The organism is Alteromonas sp. BZK5, assembly GCF_014349115.1.
Classification (GTDB): domain Bacteria; phylum Pseudomonadota; class Gammaproteobacteria; order Enterobacterales; family Alteromonadaceae; genus Alteromonas; species Alteromonas macleodii.
Map to the genome: position 1 here is coordinate 45,263 of NZ_JACSOE010000008.1, position 21,583 is coordinate 66,845.

General features: G+C 45.7%; 15 protein-coding genes. 6 read left to right on the forward strand and 9 right to left on the reverse strand.

Going from position 1 to position 21,583, the window contains the following annotated elements; all coding sequences use genetic code 11:
- Positions 1-12: 12 nt before the first annotated feature.
- The 4 genes from BIZ39_RS04025 to rpsF all read right to left on the reverse strand — a co-directional run bounded on the left by BIZ39_RS04025 (position 13) and on the right by rpsF (position 4,777).
- Positions 13-3,198 (reverse strand): efflux RND transporter permease subunit, encoded by a 3,186-nt coding sequence (locus BIZ39_RS04025; protein ID WP_049585677.1) that lies wholly within the window; start codon positions 3,196-3,198, stop codon positions 13-15.
- A 459-nt stretch (positions 3,199-3,657) separates the two neighbouring features.
- Positions 3,658-4,110 carry a 50S ribosomal protein L9 gene (gene rplI, locus BIZ39_RS04030; protein WP_012519953.1) on the reverse strand — a complete coding sequence of 151 codons (453 nt, stop codon included), beginning with the start codon at positions 4,108-4,110 and terminating at the stop codon, positions 3,658-3,660.
- Between the two features lie 26 nt (positions 4,111-4,136).
- Entirely contained in the window at positions 4,137-4,364 is a 228-nt protein-coding gene (gene rpsR / locus BIZ39_RS04035) for a 30S ribosomal protein S18 (RefSeq protein ID WP_012519954.1), read from the reverse strand.
- Between the two features lie 11 nt (positions 4,365-4,375).
- Positions 4,376-4,777, reverse strand: coding sequence for a 30S ribosomal protein S6 (gene rpsF, locus BIZ39_RS04040; RefSeq protein ID WP_014951120.1), 402 nt, complete (start codon positions 4,775-4,777; stop codon positions 4,376-4,378).
- Between the two features lie 246 nt (positions 4,778-5,023).
- Between rpsF and BIZ39_RS04045 the strand changes: the two genes are divergently transcribed.
- From BIZ39_RS04045 to BIZ39_RS04055, 3 genes are all read left to right on the forward strand, one after another.
- Positions 5,024-5,311: a YebG family protein gene (locus tag BIZ39_RS04045; protein ID WP_061096102.1), complete on the forward strand. Its 288-nt coding sequence runs from the start codon at positions 5,024-5,026 to the stop codon at positions 5,309-5,311.
- A 222-nt stretch (positions 5,312-5,533) separates the two neighbouring features.
- Positions 5,534-6,337, forward strand: coding sequence for an ABC transporter ATP-binding protein (locus BIZ39_RS04050; RefSeq protein WP_061096103.1), 804 nt, complete (start codon positions 5,534-5,536; stop codon positions 6,335-6,337).
- Positions 6,337-7,662, forward strand: a complete 1,326-nt coding sequence (locus BIZ39_RS04055; protein WP_049585674.1) for an ABC transporter permease — start codon at positions 6,337-6,339, stop codon at positions 7,660-7,662. Before BIZ39_RS04050 ends, BIZ39_RS04055 begins: the two co-directional genes overlap by 1 nt.
- Before the next feature lie 129 nt (positions 7,663-7,791).
- Here the strand turns inward: BIZ39_RS04055 and BIZ39_RS04060 are convergent, their stop codons facing one another.
- The 5 genes from BIZ39_RS04060 to BIZ39_RS04080 form a co-directional block, all read right to left on the reverse strand.
- Positions 7,792-9,363 carry a methyl-accepting chemotaxis protein gene (locus tag BIZ39_RS04060; protein WP_187446407.1) on the reverse strand — a complete coding sequence of 524 codons (1,572 nt, stop codon included), beginning with the start codon at positions 9,361-9,363 and terminating at the stop codon, positions 7,792-7,794.
- A gap of 156 nt (positions 9,364-9,519) precedes the next feature.
- Positions 9,520-9,756: a sensor histidine kinase gene (locus BIZ39_RS22155; protein WP_239257672.1), complete on the reverse strand. Its 237-nt coding sequence runs from the start codon at positions 9,754-9,756 to the stop codon at positions 9,520-9,522.
- A gap of 255 nt (positions 9,757-10,011) precedes the next feature.
- Complete coding sequence (locus BIZ39_RS04070) at positions 10,012-11,094, reverse strand: methyl-accepting chemotaxis protein (protein ID WP_187446408.1); 1,083 nt, start codon at positions 11,092-11,094, stop codon at positions 10,012-10,014.
- Positions 11,095-11,253: 159 nt separating this feature from the next.
- Entirely contained in the window at positions 11,254-12,249 is a 996-nt protein-coding gene (locus tag BIZ39_RS04075; RefSeq protein ID WP_061096108.1) for a YeiH family protein, read from the reverse strand.
- A 111-nt stretch (positions 12,250-12,360) separates the two neighbouring features.
- Positions 12,361-13,353: a cation diffusion facilitator family transporter gene (locus tag BIZ39_RS04080; RefSeq protein ID WP_187446409.1), complete on the reverse strand. Its 993-nt coding sequence runs from the start codon at positions 13,351-13,353 to the stop codon at positions 12,361-12,363.
- 394 nt (positions 13,354-13,747) lie between these two features.
- Between BIZ39_RS04080 and BIZ39_RS04085 the strand changes: the two genes are divergently transcribed.
- The 3 genes from BIZ39_RS04085 (at position 13,748) to BIZ39_RS04095 (ending at position 21,461) form a co-directional block, all read left to right on the forward strand.
- Positions 13,748-16,429 (forward strand): family 16 glycosylhydrolase, encoded by a 2,682-nt coding sequence (locus tag BIZ39_RS04085; RefSeq protein ID WP_039229199.1) that lies wholly within the window; start codon positions 13,748-13,750, stop codon positions 16,427-16,429.
- 66 nt (positions 16,430-16,495) lie between these two features.
- On the forward strand, positions 16,496-19,441 hold the full coding sequence (locus BIZ39_RS04090; protein ID WP_187446410.1) for a TonB-dependent receptor: 2,946 nt from the start codon (positions 16,496-16,498) through the stop codon (positions 19,439-19,441).
- A gap of 136 nt (positions 19,442-19,577) precedes the next feature.
- On the forward strand, positions 19,578-21,461 hold the full coding sequence (locus BIZ39_RS04095) for a GGDEF domain-containing protein (protein ID WP_187446411.1): 1,884 nt from the start codon (positions 19,578-19,580) through the stop codon (positions 21,459-21,461).
- Positions 21,462-21,583 lie beyond the last annotated feature (122 nt).

The following is a 21,583-nucleotide window of genomic DNA, read 5'->3' on the forward strand; positions in this document are numbered from 1 at the left end:
GTTGTATTTTCCTTACACATGATCGTTGTATTTATTTTGTTTTACGGTGGATGAGGTAGTCGGCGAAGCGCCGGTGCTCTCTATGCGCTCGGCCAGGGGTTTGAGTATATTTACAGGTGACTTTGAAGCCGTCATACGCAGCAAGGTAGGCAGTAATAGCAAGGTGAATATGGTACTCACCGTCATTCCTCCCACAATAACAGCCGCAAGACCTCGGTAAATAACGCTGCCTGCACCTGGTAGCAACAGCAGGGGCAGCATGCCAAAGATTGAAGTCAGCGTGCTCATAAAGATAGGCCGTAAACGTAGTTTGATTGCTTGTTCTACCGCGTCATCACGGGTCAGCCCTTCTTGCTCTCCTATACGAGTCTGATGCACGAGTAAAATGGCATTGTTCACCACAAGCCCTAGCAAAATAATGAAGCCAATCATGGTTAACAGGTCCATGGGCTGGAAGGTAAAGATGTTCATGATACGAATAGCAATCACCCCGCCCACCGTGGCTAGCGGAATAGAAAGTACTACCAGCACGCTGTCTTTTAACGATTTAAACAACCCCGCCATTAACAGCAGTAGCAACACCATGGCAAAAAGAAAGTTATCAGCCATCGAGGCAATAGCGCCTTTTAAGCTATCCGCGCTACCACCATAATTAATAGCGCCATCGGTAGGCATCATTGCCATAATGGCGGGCTCAACCTCAGAGGTAATCACTTTCATTGCTTCTTCTAAACTCATACCCTCTGGCGGATTTACGTTTAGCGTGAGGGTTCTTCGACCATCAATGCGCTGAATACGACTTGGCCCTACGGCTCTTTCAATACCTACCAGTTCGCCTAATTGCACCACCTCGCCTGATGGCGTCATGACTGGCGTGCTATTTAAGTCTTCGGGTGTAAACCAGGGGGCTGAGCGGAAGATAATATTCATGCGCTTGGTGCCATCGAAGTACTCCCCCACATACATACCATCACCCATGGCACGTACCAGGTTCCCCATACTGCCGCGATTTAACCCGACTTCCATCATTCGGCTGTCATTAGGGTAGAAGCGAAGCTCTGGTTCGGCTTGCTCTAGAGGTGGATTCGAACGCGCATTCGCGTTAGGAAAAACTTCTCTCAATTTGTCTAAACCTGCTTGCGCAGCGATGCCGAGCATGGCCTGATCGGTACCTTGAAGATGAATGTCGATTGAGCGACCGTTTCCAAAGCCGCCGAACAAATTGCCTTGTTGTGAAAAGGTCTGTGTATCCGGCAAATCCTTTAAAATTTCATCGCGAACAATGGCTTCTAACTCTTTGACCTTAGACTGATCTTTAGCGCGCACACCCAAATTTCCGCCATTTGGCCATGTGATAATGTAGTAGTTTTTCAGCGCTGGCTGCTTTTCTCCGTCCATATAGGGCTGCAGTCGCTCAACGATAATTGGCATCACTTCTTCGCTAATAAAGTTTTCACTAGCACCTGCAGGCAAACTTAAGAAGGCGTCAACGGCATCGCGTTTTACGGGTGGCAAATAGTCCATGGAAGGCATAAGCAGAACACTACCTGTTATAGGCACGCCCATGAGTGTTATGACTAATACAAGGCGGCGAAGCGGCGTACTTGATAGCGACATAATAGCGCGGGTTATCTTAGCCCATACCCGCTGTAAGCTATCAGCTGGCATGTTGCCATTAAGATATCGAGCGGCAACAACAGGCAATACCGTTACCGCAACCACTAGCGACATACACACTGCAATGGCAATGGTAAGAGCGAGGTCAGCAAACAATTGCCCTTCAACATCTTCCAAAAACATGACGGGAATAAAAATAGCAACGGTGGTGGCTGTTGACGCCATGAGGGCACCAAACACTCCTTTCGTTCCCCGATGGGCACAATCCTCCATGTGCGTTTGTGAATGTGGGTCTTTATTTTCGATTTCGGCTTCGGCGCTCTTGCGCGTTCTTACAATGTTTTCCAGCACGACAATAGCGGCATCTAGCACCATACCTACCGCGAAGGCGAGTCCTGCCAGTGAAATGATATTGAGCGAGCGACCGGTAAGTTGAAGCACCACAAAAGTGCTAAGTAGTGAGATAGGAATGGCCAATGCCACAATGAGCGTTGCCCGCAGCTGGCGCATAAAGAGCCAAAGCACGGCAATGGCAAGCAGCACGCCTATAAATAAATTGCTGGTAACTAGCTGCACCGCTCTATAGATAAACACTGAGGCATCGAAGCTTTGCGCCATTACTAACTGTTCAGGGGCCAAGTCCTGTTCGTTTATTTGTGCAACTTTTGCTTTTACGGCTTCTAAGGTAGCTAAAACATTGGCGTTGTTTTGTCTGTCTACGCGAATAGATATAGCCGGATTGCCGTTTTGCACACTGTAGTTTGCACCGTCAGCGCGGGTGATTTTAATTTCGGCAATGTCATTTAGCGTGATAGGGCTGCCGTCTCGCCATTCAAGGATCATTTCACCCATTTGCGTAGGCTCGTAGCGACCTTCAAAACGCAGGGTATAGCGTCTTCTGCCCACATCGACAAAGCCGCCTGAAATATCATTCGCACGCCCCAACTCGTTGGCAACTGCCGTTAGGTCAATGCCTAACTGCGCCGCTTTAAACGGGTCGAAAACAATTTGAAACTCCTCAACGCCGCCAACCCCGCTTTCCATACGCGCCCTTGCAACGCCCGGGATGGATTCAAGCTGAGGTTTAATGACATCGGTAAAAAAGGTTACATAGGTATTAATTTCGTTTGGATTGCCCGGAAGGCGCTGAAGAAAAAAGTAGGTCAAAGCGGGGGCGTCTCCCCCACTTCCAGCAAGCATAATATTAGGGGACAAGGCATCGCGAGGTAGTGGCGGTACGCGATTCATGCGGCTAATCACTTCAATGAGCGTTTTCTGCATGTCCGTATCTAAACCAAACTCTAGATTAATCCACGCATTACCTTGGTTTGCCCATGCATTCATCGACTCAAGGCCAGGGATCCCTTGCAGCACTTCCTCTTGAGGCTCAATGATCTCAGATTCGATTTCTTGAGGCGACGCAGCGCGCCAAGAGGTCTGGATGTTAATATTCGGTCTTTCAATGTCAGGAAACAGCTGTACAGGTAAATTAAACAGGCTATATAGCCCTAAAAATACCAGTAGCGTTATTCCGATACCTACCCCAGTCGCGTTTTTTATTGCTTGCTTAGTGATGTCCATAATATGGCACTTATGCTTTTTATTGTTTGGTTTACTATAGGTCGCAGGAATGACAGAAAAAGTTTAAAGCCATGACACTAAGAATTTCAGCGATTATTAACATTTTGTTTAAATACCGTTTAAAAAACGTTATTTATCGCAGATGAGTGGACCTCAAAAATACGCCATTTGTCGGCGCTGGACATATTTGCTTACACCCATCGTTAATTAGGCGTCGCGACGTGGAGTGAGGGTAGGGATATTTTAAACTCGCCCTTCGGGAAGGTCTGGCAAGCTTCACTCTGGGAATTTGAAAAGCAACGGCCATTCCTACATTCCCACGCTTTGCTAGGAAACTTACCAGCACCTTCTGGGTGGGCAATCATCTATGCGGATTGGTATTGTTCTTTAAGTATCGAACAAAAATTTAGAGCAAAAAAAAGCCGCTCTAGGAGCGGCTTTTTTCAAATACGTCAGCGATTACGCTTCAGCAATGATGATCACTTTGATTGAAGTGATAACGTCAGAGTGAAGTTGTAAGTCGATGTCATACTCACCAGTTTCACGAAGAGTACCAGTAGGTAGTTTAACTTCTGCTTTTTGTACTTCAACGCCAGCTGCAGTGATTGCATCAGCGATGTCACGAGTACCAACAGAGCCAAAAAGTTTACCTTCGTCACCAGCAGGAGCTGCGATTGTAACTTCAGCAAGCTCAGCAACTTTTTCAGCGCGTGCGTTAGCAGCAGCTAGTTGCTCAGCAATTTTCGCTTCAAGTTCAGCACGACGTGCTTCGAACTTTTCAACGTTGTCTTTAGTTGCAGGAACCGCTTTACCCTGTGGGAAAAGGAAGTTACGAGCGTAACCAGACTTAACAGTCACTTGGTCGCCCAGGCCGCCAAGGTTGGCGATTTTATCTAGTAGGATGATATTCATCTTAGCTAACCCTTATATTCGCCAAATTACTTGTGTGAATCAGTGTACGGAAGCAACGCAAGGAAACGTGCGCGCTTGATCGCAGAAGACAGCTGACGCTGATATTTTGCGCTTGTACCAGTAATACGGCTAGGGACAATTTTACCGCTCTCAGTGATGTAGTTCTTAAGAGTAGCGATATCTTTGTAATCAATCTCAGTCACACCTTCTGCAGTGAAACGGCAGAACTTACGACGTCTGAAAAAACGAGCCATGGGTGATCTCCTTAAGCGTTGTCTTCAGTGGTTTCAGTTTTCTTTTCCGCGCGATCTTGGCGAGGAGCAGAATCGTCACGACGCTCACGACGAGGCTCTTCTTTCATCATTGGAGAAGGCTCAGTCACAGCAGTCTTAGTGCGCATAACCATGTTACGTAGGATCACGTCGTTGAAACGGAAAGCATTTTCCAATTCATCAACAGCTTCTGCAGACGCTTCAGCATTGATTAGTACGTAGTGGGCTTTGTGCAGCTTTTCAATTGGGTAAGCCAGTTGACGACGGCCCCAATCTTCTAAACGATGAATCTGACCACCGTCTTGCTTTAGGATTGTGGTATAACGCTCGATCATACCAGGTACTTGTTCACTCTGATCAGGGTGAACCATAAATACGATTTCGTAATGACGCATTATAGCTCCTTACGGTTGTAGCCTCGACAGTACAGCCGACTGTATGGAGACAAGGAACGAATTGGGATGGCTGTAAGGGCGCGCATTATACGCAGCAGTTACTAATTGCACAAGCATTAATCACCTTTAGAACAATCATTTGCCCTTTCCCCAAACACTACTCTCAGACATTTAATCAAAATACTGTTTATTTATACAGTAAAATGCTGTACAGTTTTTGTGTCTTTAATAAACAGGGGACCTACCATGGCCATTACCACACAGTATGTTGTTACGCACAAAGGGGTAGAAAAATTGGTAACTACCGACAAAAAAGAAGCCGATCAGTATGACAAAATGCTCGATGCAGCGGATAACCTTGCTGACTACATTTATGCGAAGGGCATTAAGCTAGACGATAGCGTAGTGGAAGAACTCACCATTATGCTGTCTAAAAACAAAGATAAAATCAGTAAGATTTTCAAAGGCGCTACCGCAGAAAGCGTATTAGAAGATGAAAGCGCAGAAGTGGTAAAGCTACAAGCTAACGGCTGATAATTTAGGCGCGCCTTTCTTTTGCGTCGTTATGATGAGCAATTAATAAGAGCAATTGCCGCTTTAGGCTGATGAGATCTGATAGCATAGCTATACGAAAAAATGTTATTTGATAACATTACCTCAACGCGGCAATGTGTTTTCTCTGGTTTTTAACTGGGTGAACAGACGTGTCGCTTTTGCTAATGTGAACATAAGACGTAAATACAGGTCGGGCTTAGCGTGAATACCATCAATAAAAACAATAGCACTCACTCCCAGCGCAATGCAGTAGTTGAAGGCCGCAGTGCAGTGACTGAAGAGCGCAACAAAGCGATTGAAGTTAGCAATTTACAGTTTTCGTACACCAAAGAAAGCCCCCCCATCATTGACATTAAAGCGTGGCAAGTTTCGCAAGGTGAGCACGTTTTTCTCTCAGGGCCTTCGGGTAGCGGAAAGAGCACATTGCTCAATTTGCTGTGCGGAACATTAACTCCAACTCAGGGCGACATCGCCTTATTAGCGCAGCCTTTCTCCGCATTATCGAACCGACAGCGGGACAAGTTTAGAGCACGCAATATCGGCGTTGTTTTTCAACAATTTAATCTTATTCCCTACCTTTCTGTGGCACAGAACATTAATGCGGCGGTGTATTTTGCAAGTACAAACGTCAGCAAGACAGCATCAGACGCAAAGCTTCGTCATTTACTGGACAAGCTACAGCTGCCTTCTCACGTGCTGCATGCGAAAGCTGACGCATTGAGTATTGGTCAGCAGCAGCGCGTTGCCATTGCCAGAGCACTGATTAACGACCCACAATTATTAATTGTCGATGAACCTACCTCTGCCCTAGATACCGATGCCAGAGATAGTTTTATGTCGCTGCTAAAAGACGTTGCAGGTGAAAGCACCATGATTTTTGTTAGTCACGATAAAGCCATGGAGAGTTATTTCGACCGCCACTGCAGCATGAGTGAATTAAACCCAAGTACAAACCACATAAAAACGCGAGGCGATGAGGCCACAAAAGCACAGGAGCGTGCGTAATGCTAAGTACCATTGCTATTGAAAGCTTAAAGCGCAGGAAAACAACGGCAATCCTCACACTTTTAAGCATTACCATCAGCATTAGTTTACTTTTGTGCGTGGACATTATTCGCACCCAAGTTAAAACCAGTTTTACGCGCACCGTTTCTGGTGTAGATCTTATTGTTGGCGCACCAAGTGGACAGCTTAATTTACTCCTGTCATCAGTGTTTAATATAGGCACTCCCACCAAAGGTATTGAATATAAAAGTATTGCGGCGCTTCAATCTAACAAGCAGGTATCGTGGCTTATCCCACTATCTTTGGGTGATACCCACAGAGGTTTTAGAGTAGTAGGTACGACCAACAGCTTTTTCGACCACTTTAAATACGGTGATATGCAATCACTTGAAATGGCAGCAGGCTCGACATTTACGCAGCCACTGTCTACCGTTATTGGCGCAGATATCGCCAAATCATTGGGGTACAAGGTAGGGGATAAGATTATTATTTCCCATGGTCTGGGTAGCGTATCGTTCAACAACCATGATGATCACCCTTTCACTATCTCAGGCATAGTTAAGAAAACCGGTACGCCCGTAGATAAAGCCGTATACGTTACCCTACAGGGACTTGAAGAAGCCCACACAGGACCTAAACATTCGCCCACCTCAATGTTAGGCCGTAAATCTGCTGACAAGGCGAACGAGCATGAGCATGAGCATGAGCATGAGCATGAGCATGACGAGCATACAAAAGAACATGCAGTTTACAATAGCGAAGCGTTTACGCCTGAGTCAGTATCCGTGGTGATGCTGGGGCTTAAACATCGGGTAACTGCACTGCAGCTTCAGTATCAAATTAATCAAAGTAAAAAAGAGCCGCTAATGGCTATTCTACCGGGCATGGCACTCGCAGAACTTTGGCAAATTATGGGAAATGTTGAATCGCTATTGCTTGGCCTTTCCGGTCTTATCGTCATCTGCGCGCTTATTGGGCTTGCGACTATGCTGCTAGCAACGATGAGGGAGCGTTATCAAGAAATCGCCGTTTTACGAACTATAGGCGCAGGACCGTTTACCTTACTGCTACTCATACAGATTGAAGCGATGCTGCTTACGATTGTGAGTGCCGCACTGAGTTTAGGCTTGGTAGCTGGGCTTATGAGCGCACTAAAACCTTGGTTAAGCAGTACCTATGGGTTGTTTTTAAGCAGCCCGCTGTTTGGACAAAGCAGTGTTATTATCATTTTACTGATACTGGGGTGCACATACTTGGTTTCACTATTCCCCGCTGTGGCGGCCTACAGACGCGGCCTACACGCGGGACTAAACGCGAACTCATAAATACCCAAGCCTACAGCGTTGTTTCGGGTTTTGTCAGCTTCTATTTAGCCCCACATCTGTGCGCAAATAGGCAATAGGTCTTTTAATGGAGCGAGCTTAAGCGAGCTGGAGTGAGTATTACTCTCCTACTCACTTATCTGTACTGAAACGCAATATTAGCTCGTGAACCTGATTAACCGTTGCGCGCAAATCGTGGCTTGCTGCAAGCGATGCTTCAGATGAACGCTGGGTTTCAGACGCGCCGTCAGCGACTTCTACTAACTGCTGGTTAATATGCTCTGCCACCGTGCTTTGTTCTTCTACCGCTGAAGACATCTCTACCGTGGCATCAGCGATACCTTTCACTGCATTGTTAATTTCAAACAATGCACCTCGGGTTTCTTCTACTATAGCGCTGCCGTGCTCAGCTGAAGCTAGCCCTTCCGTCGATACCCTTACAGCTCGATCAGAACGCTCAGCCAATTCATTAATGATGTTGTGGATTTTATCGGTCGATTCGCGAGTTTTCGAAGCTAAAGTACGAACCTCATCGGCAACAACCGCAAAACCTCTTCCTTGTTCGCCAGCCCTTGCAGCTTCAATCGCAGCATTAAGCGCTAACAGGTTAGTCTGCTCAGCGATGGTCGAGATGATATTGGCCGCTTCGCCAATATCGCTGGTTGACTGAGCCAACTCTGTCACTGTGGTAGAAATAGACTCTACCGCCTCGCGCAACGCTACGATCGCCTGCATGGCTTGTTCTGCTTTTTGGTTGCCTGTCTCTACATTGGATGCCGCTGTCCTTGCGCTCTTTGCGTTACTTTCTACTCGTTCGGCAACTTCTTGAATCGCTTGACTCATTTGTGTTACCGCAGACGCAATTTGCTGTGTAGCTTGATTTTGCTGAACAACCGCGGCACTGGTGCTTTCTGCTTGCTCATGCGTGGTGTTAGCAATTGATTCGAGCCCCGCTGACGCATCTTTAATTCGGGTTAATGCCGTGCGATTTCTGGCAAGTTCACACCCCAGTGCAAGTTTGGCTTGGCTTATGTGAGGGGGGTCTGGGAAGTAGGTTTGTGCCACCGTTTCATTCGCGTAGCTTTCTGGGCTAAGAGAAAGCAGCGCGCCCCAGTCTTTTCTTGTCTTGGCTTCTTGAGCAATCATTAAAACTATAGCTCCAAGCAGCGCAATGCCAGCCGCAGCGGCGCCGTGGGTAAATGCAAGAGCTATTACTAAGACAGCACTTATCAGCAACGGAGGCGCCAGATGCATTAGGTTTTGAGCTAAGCGCGACATTGGTGATACCGCTGACTTTCCTTGCTGCATTCTTGCATAAACACCGGAAGCACGCGTTATTTCATCATTCAACGCTGGAACTCGAACGGACTCATAGCCGACAACGGTTTTCCCCTCGTACACAGGCGTTACGAAGGCCGAAACCCAATAATGATCGCCATTTTTTCTTCTGTTTTTAACGAGACCTAACCAGCTCTGCCCAGATTCCAAAGTACGCCACATCTCTTTGAATACGGGGGCTGGCATATCTGGATGACGGATAACATTGTGGTTTTTACCAATGAGTTCTTCACGAGTATATCCGCTCGCCTCCACAAATTCGCTATTGCAATGCTGGATAACACCGCGCTTATCGGTCGAAGATATCAGGCGATGATGTGCTGGAAACTTATATTCTTTTTGGGTAACTGGCTGATTGTTTCTCATTCGGTGCTTTCTCCATGTAGCAAAGCAACCATCCGTTAATCGTAGGAAATGTTGCTTACCTCCTAAGACTAGAACATAAACAAATTCTGTCTAGCAGGAAGAAAAAATTAGAGAAATTCTATATTCTATCAGCTATTTAGGAAAGCAATTTATACTTTAGGCTAGAGGTAACAAAACGGTAACGCGCGTACCCTTTCCTTCTTCGCTGGTGATATTTATCTTTCCGTTGTGCTCTTCAACAATAGTCATGGAAATAGACATTCCCAACCCTGTTCCCTCGCCGGGTGGTTTAGTTGTAAAAAAGGGCGTGAATATTCTATCCAGTGTTTCTTTCGACATACCAATACCCTCGTCTTCTACGATAAGCATGGCGCTTTTGTCATCTTGCTGCACTGCATTAACGCACCAGTGAGAATAGCTCTCGCGCAGTGTCAGAGGGGTTTCGTCTTTGAGAGGTTTGGCGAGCTAGGGAGAGCTATACCATCCATTATCGTGAGATAGCACCTGCTATCATCCCCCAACCGTTAGCGCTTCACCTTCTACAATAAATGCTTTTCCACAATGGGCACCGCTAAATTCGACCGCCGCTATGAATTCGGGCGCCACGCTTTTCAATAGGGCCAGTTGAACCGTAAGGTTCTAGGGCCGCTAATTAACTAGCCTATCAAGGAGTGTTATTACTCTCTCACTGGCTTGTTCCATTTCTATAAGCTTAGCATCAGCTTCAGCGTTGTCGCCATTTTGTTTAGCTAGCACTGCGGCTATTCCGCTGCTATGCACTTTTGCATGCGGCGCTTCAATCTCTCTGAATGCCGTTGTCTGGCCAATCGCTTTGTTAGCATTGTCACTATACCACTGCCCAAGGCGGCAGTTCTTATGATCGCTAAAGTCCGCTACAGATTTATTGCTGTAACCGCACAGCATTGCATAAACCTCGGCCTTCCACACTACATGATCCAACTTTACTGTTTGAATGAACGTAGCAATTGCGCCTTCGCTAATGGTGGACTTCATACTGTCACAGTGTTGTACCATAACTTCGTAGCTGCCATTTAGCTGATTAATGCCAGTCCCTAGCTGCTCGTTGTTACCGCGCAGCTCATTAACACCTGAAACCGCTTTGGAAGTAGACTGAATTATACCGTTCACCAGCTCAGATACTTCTGTTGCTGATTTGTTGGTTTCTGTCGCCAATGCACGTACTTCATCAGCAACAACACTAAACCCGCGGCCTGCATCGCCTGCTCGCGCAGCTTCGATAGCAGCGTTTAGTGCAAGTAAGTTAGTTTGGTCAGAAATACTCGTAATAGTAGTAACAAATTTATTAATGTTATCTGCTGTCGTTGATAGCCCCGATATACGCTCACTCATGCTGCCCATTTGGATATTAAGCCCGCTCATGTCGGTAACAATTTTGCTTAACGTAGTAGCAGAGTCACTAAAGAGCTCATGAATATTAGCCACTGACTGATTCTCAGCGTCAATACGCTGATAAGTGGTCAACACCGTTTCACGAATACCTTCTAATTGACGCATACCATCAATAATGCACTTCATTACAACGGAATCGTTCGACGATGCGTGCTGGCTACTTGCAGCCTCAATGGCATTAATGAGCTCACTATTTTCTGCCTCTAAAACGTCAATTTTGTCTAAGGCTTCTTGCATTTTTGCTTCTAATTTACGTACTTGCTCTTCTTTTTCTTCGTATTTACTGCGAGATACAAACATGTGTGGTTACCGATATGTTTTTTATAGAGTTATTTTGTTCAGATTAACAGATATTCAGACCATTTAACTATTAGTCTGAAGTAGCGTTATACATTGAATATCGGCAGATTTTCTAAATTCGATACATTTAAAACGACGCGTCCAGTTTCTTATCTAACGTTACGAAAAGTGTAAGTACCCTAAAATGATGAGTGCTAACCATAAGGTTTCTGCGAAAATCATAATTATTGGTCGCACACCAACATTGATGAGCTGACCCAAGTTTGATTTCATTCCAATCGCGGCTATGGAAACGATAAGGAAAAAACGTGAGATTTGACTCCCCACCTCTACAACACTTTCAGGTAAAACAAAGAAGCTGTTCAGGAGCATCATCATTACGAAGCCAACTAAAAACAGTGGTATCTTAGGACTGTTTGTTTGGCGGCTTTTGATATCAACAGATAAGGTTTTTGCTACGACTAACACCATAATCATAACTACTGGAACTAGCATAGCCACCCTAACAAGTTTAGTTAGCGTCGCCATATCACCTACTTCCTGAGAAATCGAGTACCCTGCCCCTACAACTTGCGCAACATCATGAATAGTGCCACCTAGAAATATGCCGGCTTCACTGTCTGACAGGTTTAGCTGAACAGCGATAATAGGATAGAGTACCATGGCGATTGTAGACATAGCGGTAACGCCAATAACGGTAACTAGTGTATCTCGCTCATGGTGCTGGCCTTTGGGTAGAATGGTAGATATAGCTAAGGCAGCGGATGCGCCACAGATGGCAACTGCGCCTCCTGTTAAGGCACCTAACTGCCCTTTTAACCCAAAAATTTTAGCGAGGCCAATTCCAAGCAAAATAGTCGTTAAAATGGCAAAGCACAATAAGCCCAGCGTATCCCAACCCAGTGCCGTTAAATCTTCAAGTGCGAGCCTTAAACCAAGGAGTACAACACCTGTACGTAATAGAGTACTGGCACAGAAATCAATACCTTCGGTACTTGGTGAATCGGCTCGATAGAGGAAAGAAACAGCCATTCCTATCAGAAGAGCAAACAGCATGGCAGGGGAACCGTAGTGATCGCTGAGAAAAAGAGCCGCCAAGCCGGTTATGACCGAAACGCTTACTCCCGGGAGAATCGCTTGATATCTAATATTCATACTTTTATTTATTAATTATAGTTATTACTTAAAAGGCCTATCACTACAATAGCTTGATTTTCGTAGGCCTTTAAAGAACGAATCCCTACTCTCGCCAGAGTTAAACGCAACTTATATTTCTTCGTGCTGGTGTTCATGAGAGTGGGCGTGTAAATGGTCATTATCATCACGACATGGCTCACCCGGCAACTCAAACTCTATCGTGGTATGAGCAAGCTCAAAGGGGGCTAAACGCTCGTGAACTTCCTTTTTGAGTGCTCTCAGTTTGTCATTGTCTATTGCACAGTTTATTACCACGTGTGCAGTAAGCACGTGCTGCTCTCCGTCAAGCGACCAAAAATGTACATGGTGAATTTCTTCAACGTGCTCGATTTTCAAAAGCGTGTTGCTAATAGCATTCCTTGTAGCCAAGTCAGGTACGCCCTGCAGAAACAATGACATGGTCTGCACAACATACCGAACAACATTGACCAAAATAAATAGCGTAAAACCAATAGATAAAATTGGGTCAAGTATAGGCCATGCAACAAAATGGAGCACAATGGCTACTACCAGTACCGCTACCCACCCCATCGTGTCTTCAATTAAGTGCCAGTTAAGCACCTTTTCATTCATCGAATGACCGCCGTGGATTTTATAAGCTGCAAATCCATTCACGACAATACCGAGGATTGCCAATCCAATCATACCCTCTGTAATGGGCATTTCGGGGTTAGATAAACGAGGGATGGCCTCAGACAACACCCAAATTGAGCCAATCACCAAGATAACGCCGTTGATCATAGCTCCCATAAGGCTTAGCCGTTTGAAGCCATACGTATACTTTTCGGTAGATGCTTTATTCCCGAGCTTACTTAAATACCACGCCAGACCTATGGATAGAGAGTCTCCTAAATCGTGAACAGCATCTGCCATAATGGCAACACTGTTAGTGAGCCAACCACCGATGAATTCAATGATAGTAAAGATGAAATTTAGCCAGAACGCCCATCCAATGCGTGTGGAATCTTCGCCTAGCGCTTCAGCATGCGCACCGTGGTGATGGCCGTGATGCTGACCTTTATGATGATTGGAGGCGGTAGTGCTGTGATTGTGGTGATGCATAATAACAACTCACATGAGATCGTATATTGAGCTTAACGTGATGTGTACCCAGGTGCGAACAAAATATCGAGCACAGGTCATTAACAAGTCCCTTAGATAATTTGTAAATAGTGAGTGAAACAAGCACCTTTAAATTTTAACCCACCCTCTAATACAACCTTATATTATTGTTTTATTTGACAATAAGCGAAAAAAAACAAAAATAAGACCGACAGCCAAATGTTAATTTTTTGAGAACAGTATTGATCTTTATGTGTCAGTCGCTTAATGTAATGTAAGCGCTTTCAAACAGCCATTTTTATTTGACCTAAATTGTAAGCGCTTACAAAAAGCTTTTTACGTGGCATTTGCCACTACATAAAAACCCAATTTCTTTAGATCAGGGCTGAAAACAATGACGAAAAAAGCATCTCAACTTTCGCGGATAGCTGCCGCGATCTCAGTCGCAACCCTATTTGGCTGTGGAGGCGGAGCAACCACATCTACAGACATCGACGTTGTTGATCCTGCGGCACCCGTTTCTGACTGGGAGCTGGTATGGAGCGACGAGTTCGATGGGAACAGTATTGACGATGACAACTGGACTCATGAAGTAAACTGCGACGGTGGCGGCAATAATGAATCTCAGTGTTATACCGACAGCGAAGACAATTCATTTGTGTCTGACGGTAGCCTAAAAATTGTTGCTCTACCCGCGGAAGAAGGAGCGCAAAAGCCTTATACGTCAGCCCGTCTAAACACGCGCTACAAAGCAGACTTTAAATACGGCCGTATTGAAATGCGTGCTAAATTACCCTCGGGCCAAGGCAGTTGGCCGGCATTTTGGATGATGCCAACTGATGAGGTTTACGGTGGCTGGCCTCGTTCTGGCGAAATTGACATCATGGAAGCCGTAAACCTTAAGGCACTAGATGCTGACGGCAATCCCGAAAGCCATATTCACGGCACCCTTCACTATGGTCAAGAATGGCCAAATAACGATAGCTCAGGCAAAGCCTACTCGCTTCCTGATGGAGCGAATCCAGCAGACGACTTTCACACCTACGCCGTTGAATGGCAAGAAGGCGAAATTCGCTGGTACATGGACGATTACCTTTACGCTACGCAGCGTCGTTCAGAAGTTCGTTATAACGCAAACGGTGACGCAACTGGACTTTCTCACCGCGGCTGGTATGCGGAATACTTTGAGCAAGGCACAGGTGAACTAACCACTCACTGGGACAATGCGCCATTCGATCAAGAATTCTACATTATCCTTAACTTTGCAGTAGGTGGCGACTGGCCAGCTAACGTAAACGAAACAGGTATTGATGCTGAAGCGTTTGCCGAAGGTCAGACTTACGAGGTCGATTATGTTCGAGTGTACGAATGTGCATCGAACCCAGACACCGGCAAGGGCTGTGAAACTGTTCGCCCAGGTTACAACTCACTAGACGATGCATTAGTGGAAGGCGAGGCGCCTATCCCTTCACCACCGTCAACCGGTGTTGCACAAAACCTTACTATTTTCGACGGAACACCTAATCCAAACTGGCCTGCGTGGGACTGCTGCGGTGGTTCAACACCAGCACTTGTAGAAGATGCCGAGCAAGGACAGGTTTTCGAATTTGCTATTAATGAAACACCTACGGTAATGGGCTTTATCAGTCGAGCTCAATTCATTACCGACCCAGAAGGTGAAGCGTCTCCGTTTGATGCGTCTCCAATGGAAGAAACTGGCAGTGTTAAATTCGATCTGAAAGTTACATCGCTGCCTGCAAATGCGACAACTAATTGGCTATTTAAGATTGAAAGTTCTGAAGGTTCAACTGCCGCAGAACTTCCACTGATGGACGGCTATGTAGGACCCGCAGACACCGCTGGTGCTGCGCCTGAACAGGGTGTGTGGGAGTCTTACGAATTTCCACTTAGCGCGCTTGCAGCAGCAGGCTTAGATACAAGTGCTATCGATGTCATCATGGTTTTCCCTGCGTGGGATACCGGCAATGGCGCGGTTTATCGCATGGCTAATGTTGAAATTTCGCAAGAAGGCGGAGCTAGCTACCCAGAATTAGTCATCTTCGAAGATGGGCAAAACCCTAACTGGCCTATGTGGGACTGCTGTGGCGGCTCTACCCCTACTGAAGAAATGGACAACGAAGAACACGGTCTAACTGCAGAATTTCGAATTGGCGCAGAACCGACTGTAATGGGCTTTATCACGCGTCCTGAATCTGGCGGCGGTGACACCCCGTTCGATGCTACAGCACTTACCGACGGTGGCTTATTGCAGTTTGATATGCGCGTAGTGAGTGCGCCTAGTAACGCCGAAGCATCTTGGATATTCAAAATCGAGTCTAATGGCGCATCTACTGCTGTTGAATTGCCACTTTCTGATAGCGTTGAGGGTCAGGAGCCTGTGGAAGGTGAATGGCAAACCTACACATTTACTATTTCAGAATTGCAGGCACGTGGTTTGGACGTAAGTGCTATCGACGTCATTATGGTTTTCCCAGCTTGGGGCACAGGTGAAGGCGCGGTTTATCGCTTAGACAATGTGAAATTTTACCACCCTGATAGCGGCGAAGATGCGTCAGGTGCGGGCATCACGCTCTTTGCTGATACAGCAGCTGAACAATGGTCAATCTGGGATTGTTGTGGTGGCTCAACGCCAACTGAAGAAGTAGACGACGCGGAACACGGCACAGTAGCAGAATTTCGCATTGGCGCTACACCAACGGTGATGGGTTTCTTAGCTGATGAAACCGTATCATTCGATGCTTCATCACTACTTTCAAATGGCGCGATTAAGTTTGAAATGAAAGTAAGCTCAATGCCTAACGACGCCTCTGCACCTTGGTTGTTCAAAGTAGAGTCCATTAATGTCTCTTCTGCTGTTGAACTTCCAATGTCGGCCAGCTTGGAAGGTGCAGATCCGGTTGAAGGTGAATGGCAAACATACACTTTCCCACTACAAACCCTATATGACGCAGGCTTAGATATCAGCGCTATCAACGTCATCATGATGTTCCCAGCATGGGGGCAAGGCGAAGGTGCAGTTTATCGCATCGACAATGTAGAAATAGCAGCACAGTAACAAAGCAAATGCCGCTTTAGCCTTTAAAGCGGCAGTGACCAATTGATAAGAATTAGTAGGGCAATTATGAAAAACACACCATTTAAAAAGACCCAGCTTGCCACATCAATGGCTTTGTTGATGGGCTCTACCCTAGCTCTTCCCTCTTACGCACAAGAATCAGAAGCGGTAACACCGGCAGAGGGCGAAGTTGAAGTTATTCAAGTAAGCGGTATTCGCGGCAGTATGATCCGCTCTATGGATTTGAAACGCAGCTCAAGCGGCGTAGTAGATGCCATATCCGCTGAAGAACTAGGTAAATTTCCTGATACCAACCTGGCTGAGGCACTTCAACGCATTACAGGTGTAAGTATTAGTCGTTCAAACGGTGAAGGTAGTGAAATTACCGTTCGTGGTTTTGGTCCTGAGTTCAACCTAATTACCCTGAACGGTAGACAAATGCCGGGGACGGGCTTTACCCGTTCCTTCAATTTAGCCAACCTTTCTTCTGAAGGTGTAAACACGCTTGAGCTTCAGAAGACCGCCCGTGCAGAAAATCCCAGCGGAGGACTAGGTGCAACGGTAAACATTATTACCATGAAGCCGTTGGCGCAATCAGGACAAAATGCCACGTTTTCAGTGAAAGGTATTTACGACTCGTCTAACGAAGCGGGTGATGACGTAACCCCTGAAATTGCTGGTGTCTACAGCAACACGTTTGCCGATGACATGTTTGGATTTGGTCTGTCATTCTCTCATCAAGAACGTGACTTTCAACAACAAGCGGCAAATATTCAAGGCTGGCAGCTTCAAGAAAACGCTGCACTACCTGACTTAGACCCTGAAAATGTGGTTGATAACCGCACCAATATTACCGACGCTGCGTTCTTCCCTAAAGACATGAACTACAGCATTACTGACGTTCAGCGTGAGCGTTCAAACGCCCAAGTTACTTTCCAATTTCGCCCAGTTGACGATTTTACGGCAACGATAGATTACACTGCAACACGCGCCACTACTGGCACCAACACAGTGGGATGGGGTATTTGGAATAACTTTGGCGCTAATATTAATGCGTACGAATTAGACGAAAATGGTACAGCAGTCTATGCCGATATTAGTGGCGACGACGGCTCGTTTACTGCCAGTCGCGAAACCACGCGAGTTGACGCGCGTTCAATTGGTGTAAACCTAGACTGGGTAGTGTCTGACGATTGGCATTTCCGTCTGGATTACCACGATTCTTACAACGAGATTGATAACGGTTATGACAAAGGTTTGGGTAGCTCTGGTCAAATTATACTGGGCTCAAACCAGCTTGAGTCAAAAGTTTACGACTACAGAGCAGGCGAGATTCCACAAGTTTATGTGAACTGGAACAACGGTACGAATGAAATCTTACCTAGTGAAATTGACTCTAACTTCAGCCAATTCATTTACTCACCAGGTCGCTCTGATATTGAGCAACTGCAGCTTGACGGCACGTGGTATAACTCAGCTTTCGACATACCACTGGTTAAAATTGACTTTGGTTACGCCCGAACAGAACAAGCATTGACGGGTTTTGAAGCGTGGAGCGGACTACGCGGTGGCCCGGGTTTTAGTCCATCTTTCACAGAAATTTTCCCAGACAGCATGTTTATTCGCAATGACACATCAGGCTTCCTAGACGCTTTTGACGGTGGCGGCGCAGGCATGAATCCGGGTTACTATTACACCTATGATTTTGACGAAGCCATTGCCCGTCAACTTGCTTTCATTACTGGTGATGTCGTTGGCGAGAGTAACGCTTACTCTATCGACCCTTACTTCAGCGGTGCGCCTTCTGTCAGTAACGTAGAGGAAATTACCGACTCTATTTATGTTCAGTCAGAGTGGGACTTCGAGGTCGGTGATTATTACGTGCAAATAAATGCTGGTGTACGCTACGAAGAAACAGAAGTGCCAAGCTCTGCGGAGGTTCGTGTACCTGTGCAGGTAAATTGGGTCGCAGCTTCTGAGTGGATCACGCAGTTTGAAGACGAGCTACAGGTGCAAGACTTTACTGGCGAATATGACATTTTATTACCCATGTTCGACGTAAAAGTAGATGTGACGGATGACATTGTTGCGCGTTTCTCTTGGGGTAAATCAATTACCAGAGCGCCGATTGGCTTGCTACAAGGTGGCTTGGCATTCAGTGGAAGCCCTAAAATTGGCGCGAGAACCGCATCGGCGGGTAACACCAGCTTGCTACCGTTCGAGTCAACTAACTTAGACCTTTCATTTGAGTGGTACTACGACGAGTCGAGCATGCTTGCCGTGGGTTTATTCAGAAAGTCGGTTGAAAACTACATTACAACCACAGGTCAAGATCAGCAGTTCGAAGGTTTACGTGACATCTATCAAGGCCCTCGCTGGAACGAAGCCGTGACCGCATTAACGGCAGCTGGTGAGCAAGCCACCGATAGTGCTATTTATAACTACTTCATTGACAACAGCTATGCTGACGAAAACGGTGTGGTAACCCCTAATGCGGATGACCCGTTAATCACGTGGCGCACCACACAGCCTGGTAACTCTAGCGATTCAAAAACCGTTGAAGGTATTGAGTTAGCTATTCAGCATACGTTTGGCGACACTGGTTTTGGTTTCGGCGCCAACGCAACGTTAGTTGACGGCGACGTTGAATACGACCCTTACAACCTGAACGAGCAAGACCCGCTAGTAGGTATCAGTGACTCGGCCAACTTCCAAGTGTTTTATGAGAAAGAAGGCCTTTCTGTAAAAGTGACCTATGCATGGCGCTCAGACTATGTTGTGGGTATTGGCCAAGCACAAGGTTCTTCAGATAACCCAGCAACTCAGTTCGACACCTTTGGTCAAGTTGATGCCAGCATCAACTATGATGTGAATGAGCACCTAACTGTCTTCCTAGAAGGCGTAAACATTAACGACGAAACAGAGCGTGGCTACGGCCGATTCGAAGAGCAATTCTTATTTGCTCGTCAGTACGGACCTCGCTACACGCTTGGCGCTAGATATACTTTCTAAGTTGATAGAGCAATAATACTAAGGGCCTTTTCAGGCCCTTTTTTGTTTTAGCACGCTAGAATTATCAAACATTTCTTCCAATATTTGATAACCTCACTAGACAAGCTCAGGTACGAGTAATAAAAGAAGAAAGCGAGTGAAGTATAAGAAGTGTATTAGCGTACTAGTGCTATTTTTGTTGGGAATGAACAATACCTTCGCATCTGACGATGACAGATATTTTCAAGCGTATTCCCAAATTATAGGCAGTAAACCCGACAGTGAAGAAGAGTTAACGGCATTAGTCTCTGACTCTGATGTCTTATCTGAACAGTCATCTCTTGCATCTGTTTACATTGCTTTACTGCAATCTATGCTTGATCATCCCACGGGATTCGAAGAGTACAAACTTGCCCCGAAAGACCACTTAAAAGATATAAAGCGTTCACACCCAGCGTTGTATTTCAGACACAACATTCTGTCAGCTTATAACCTCGCCATTCAGGAAAAGTGGCGTTTAGCCCATAGCACTATTGACGAAGTAATAGCGTTTGCCAACGACAATGATCCTGAGCTTTACTTTGACGCTATTGCGACTAAATCCATTTTTCTAGCGAGAATGGGACTAATAAGAGCATCCCTAAACTCTGGCGCGAAAGTGTTAGGCGAACTGCCTTCATTAACCGAAAAACGCTTCTTTGGAGACGGTGCAATAGAAAACATGGAGCTTGAGATAGGGCTCAATATGTCTTATTTAGGGGAGAATAAGCGTGCTTTAGAATTGTGTTCTCGTGCAGAGACCTTTTTTTATACTAGGCCTTTGTCTAGCCCCCATCGGTATTACCAAATTGCCCTAGACTGCCAACGAAGAAGCCTCGAGAACTTAGGTCGAATAGATGAGGCTTTCGACATGCTCGAAAAATACACCGAATACGCTACATCCATTGAGGACTGGAATACCTACACCTATGGACTAGTTTTAAAAATTGAATATTTCTATGCTCTGGGCAAAGTAAAAGAGGCGCATGAATTAATTGAAAAAACTGAGAGTTTCATATCCTTACTACCGACCTCATACGATACTAACACTTATCAAATTTCTCGGTTCAAAGCACTAGTAGAACAGAGTGAGTTTGAAAGAGCTAACGCGTTGTCAGCTTTAATTATCGACAACTTGAGTGACGAGTACAGCTCACCCGATTTACATTGGGCACAATTCAAATCTATTCAGTCTTCTCTTTTCGAGCAGCTGGGGAACAAAGAGGCTGCCATTTCAGCATTGCGAGACAGTAAGAACTTTTATCAATCTCTTTACTATCAAACTGACGACAGAAAAGAACTGTTTAGCGACTATTATGAAAGTGCGTTAGCTGAGCGAAAACTACAACTCTTAAAACAACAGCACGAATTATCTCAACTGGAACTTGCAAACAGCAACAGAATGAATCTAATTCTTACTGCTGGGGCGCTGACTTTATTAGGACTTTTAGCCCTCATTAGCTATCTATATGCTGTCCAGCGAAGGTTGAAAAGAGAACAGGAAACATTAGCGACCGTTGATACGCTCACAGGCGTTCGTAATAGAAGAAGTTTACTCGGCGCAGTGCAGTTAGAGCTAAATGAAGCAAAGGCGTATAAAAACGACTTATCTTTGGTGTTAATCGATTTAGATAACTTCAAAGAAATCAATGACAACTATGGCCATGAGTGTGGGGACGATTTACTCAAAGCCTTTTGTGAACACGTTTCCAAGTCCATTAGAAAAACAGATACATTTGGACGTTATGGTGGAGAGGAGTTCATTCTGTGCCTTCCTAACACGTCGGCTGCCGAGGCTAAAGAAGTTGTTAGCTCTATCCTTGATAGTTATCGAAAAGTGCGTATTACGCCAAATATCAGCGCACAAACCTTTTCTGCTGGCATTGCGCAGTATCAAACAGGGATTGAAACATCGAATCTCATTAAGCAGTGTGACGAAGCGCTTTATGTCGCTAAAAGGTTTGGTAGGAATAGAGTTTGTATTTTCAGTCAGGATGACTAAGAAAACCAAAGAATTGAACGCCAATAAGTCGAGCGTACTACAGTATTAGAGTCATCAGACTTTAACACTGTAGTAACTAGTTTTAGCTACGGTCACTCGCGCGTTTCAAGCGACTGTTTTCG

What these genes read in the sequence shown, in the direction of transcription:
- rpsR (WP_012519954.1), bottom strand. Translation starts at nt 4,364, where the DNA reads ATGGCTCGTTTTTTCAGACGTCGTAAGTTCTGCCGTTTCACTGCAGAA.
- BIZ39_RS04045 (WP_061096102.1), top strand. Translation starts at nt 5,024, where the DNA reads ATGGCCATTACCACACAGTATGTTGTTACGCACAAAGGGGTAGAAAAA.
- BIZ39_RS04090 (WP_187446410.1), top strand. Translation starts at nt 16,496, where the DNA reads ATGAAAAACACACCATTTAAAAAGACCCAGCTTGCCACATCAATGGCT.
- BIZ39_RS04080 (WP_187446409.1), bottom strand. Translation starts at nt 13,353, where the DNA reads ATGCATCACCACAATCACAGCACTACCGCCTCCAATCATCATAAAGGT.
- BIZ39_RS04085 (WP_039229199.1), top strand. Translation starts at nt 13,748, where the DNA reads ATGACGAAAAAAGCATCTCAACTTTCGCGGATAGCTGCCGCGATCTCA.
- rpsF (WP_014951120.1), bottom strand. Translation starts at nt 4,777, where the DNA reads ATGCGTCATTACGAAATCGTATTTATGGTTCACCCTGATCAGAGTGAA.
- BIZ39_RS04075 (WP_061096108.1), bottom strand. Translation starts at nt 12,249, where the DNA reads ATGAATATTAGATATCAAGCGATTCTCCCGGGAGTAAGCGTTTCGGTC.
- BIZ39_RS04055 (WP_049585674.1), top strand. Translation starts at nt 6,337, where the DNA reads ATGCTAAGTACCATTGCTATTGAAAGCTTAAAGCGCAGGAAAACAACG.
- BIZ39_RS04060 (WP_187446407.1), bottom strand. Translation starts at nt 9,363, where the DNA reads ATGAGAAACAATCAGCCAGTTACCCAAAAAGAATATAAGTTTCCAGCA.
- rplI (WP_012519953.1), bottom strand. Translation starts at nt 4,110, where the DNA reads ATGAATATCATCCTACTAGATAAAATCGCCAACCTTGGCGGCCTGGGC.
- BIZ39_RS04070 (WP_187446408.1), bottom strand. Translation starts at nt 11,094, where the DNA reads ATGTTTGTATCTCGCAGTAAATACGAAGAAAAAGAAGAGCAAGTACGT.
- BIZ39_RS04025 (WP_049585677.1), bottom strand. Translation starts at nt 3,198, where the DNA reads ATGGACATCACTAAGCAAGCAATAAAAAACGCGACTGGGGTAGGTATC.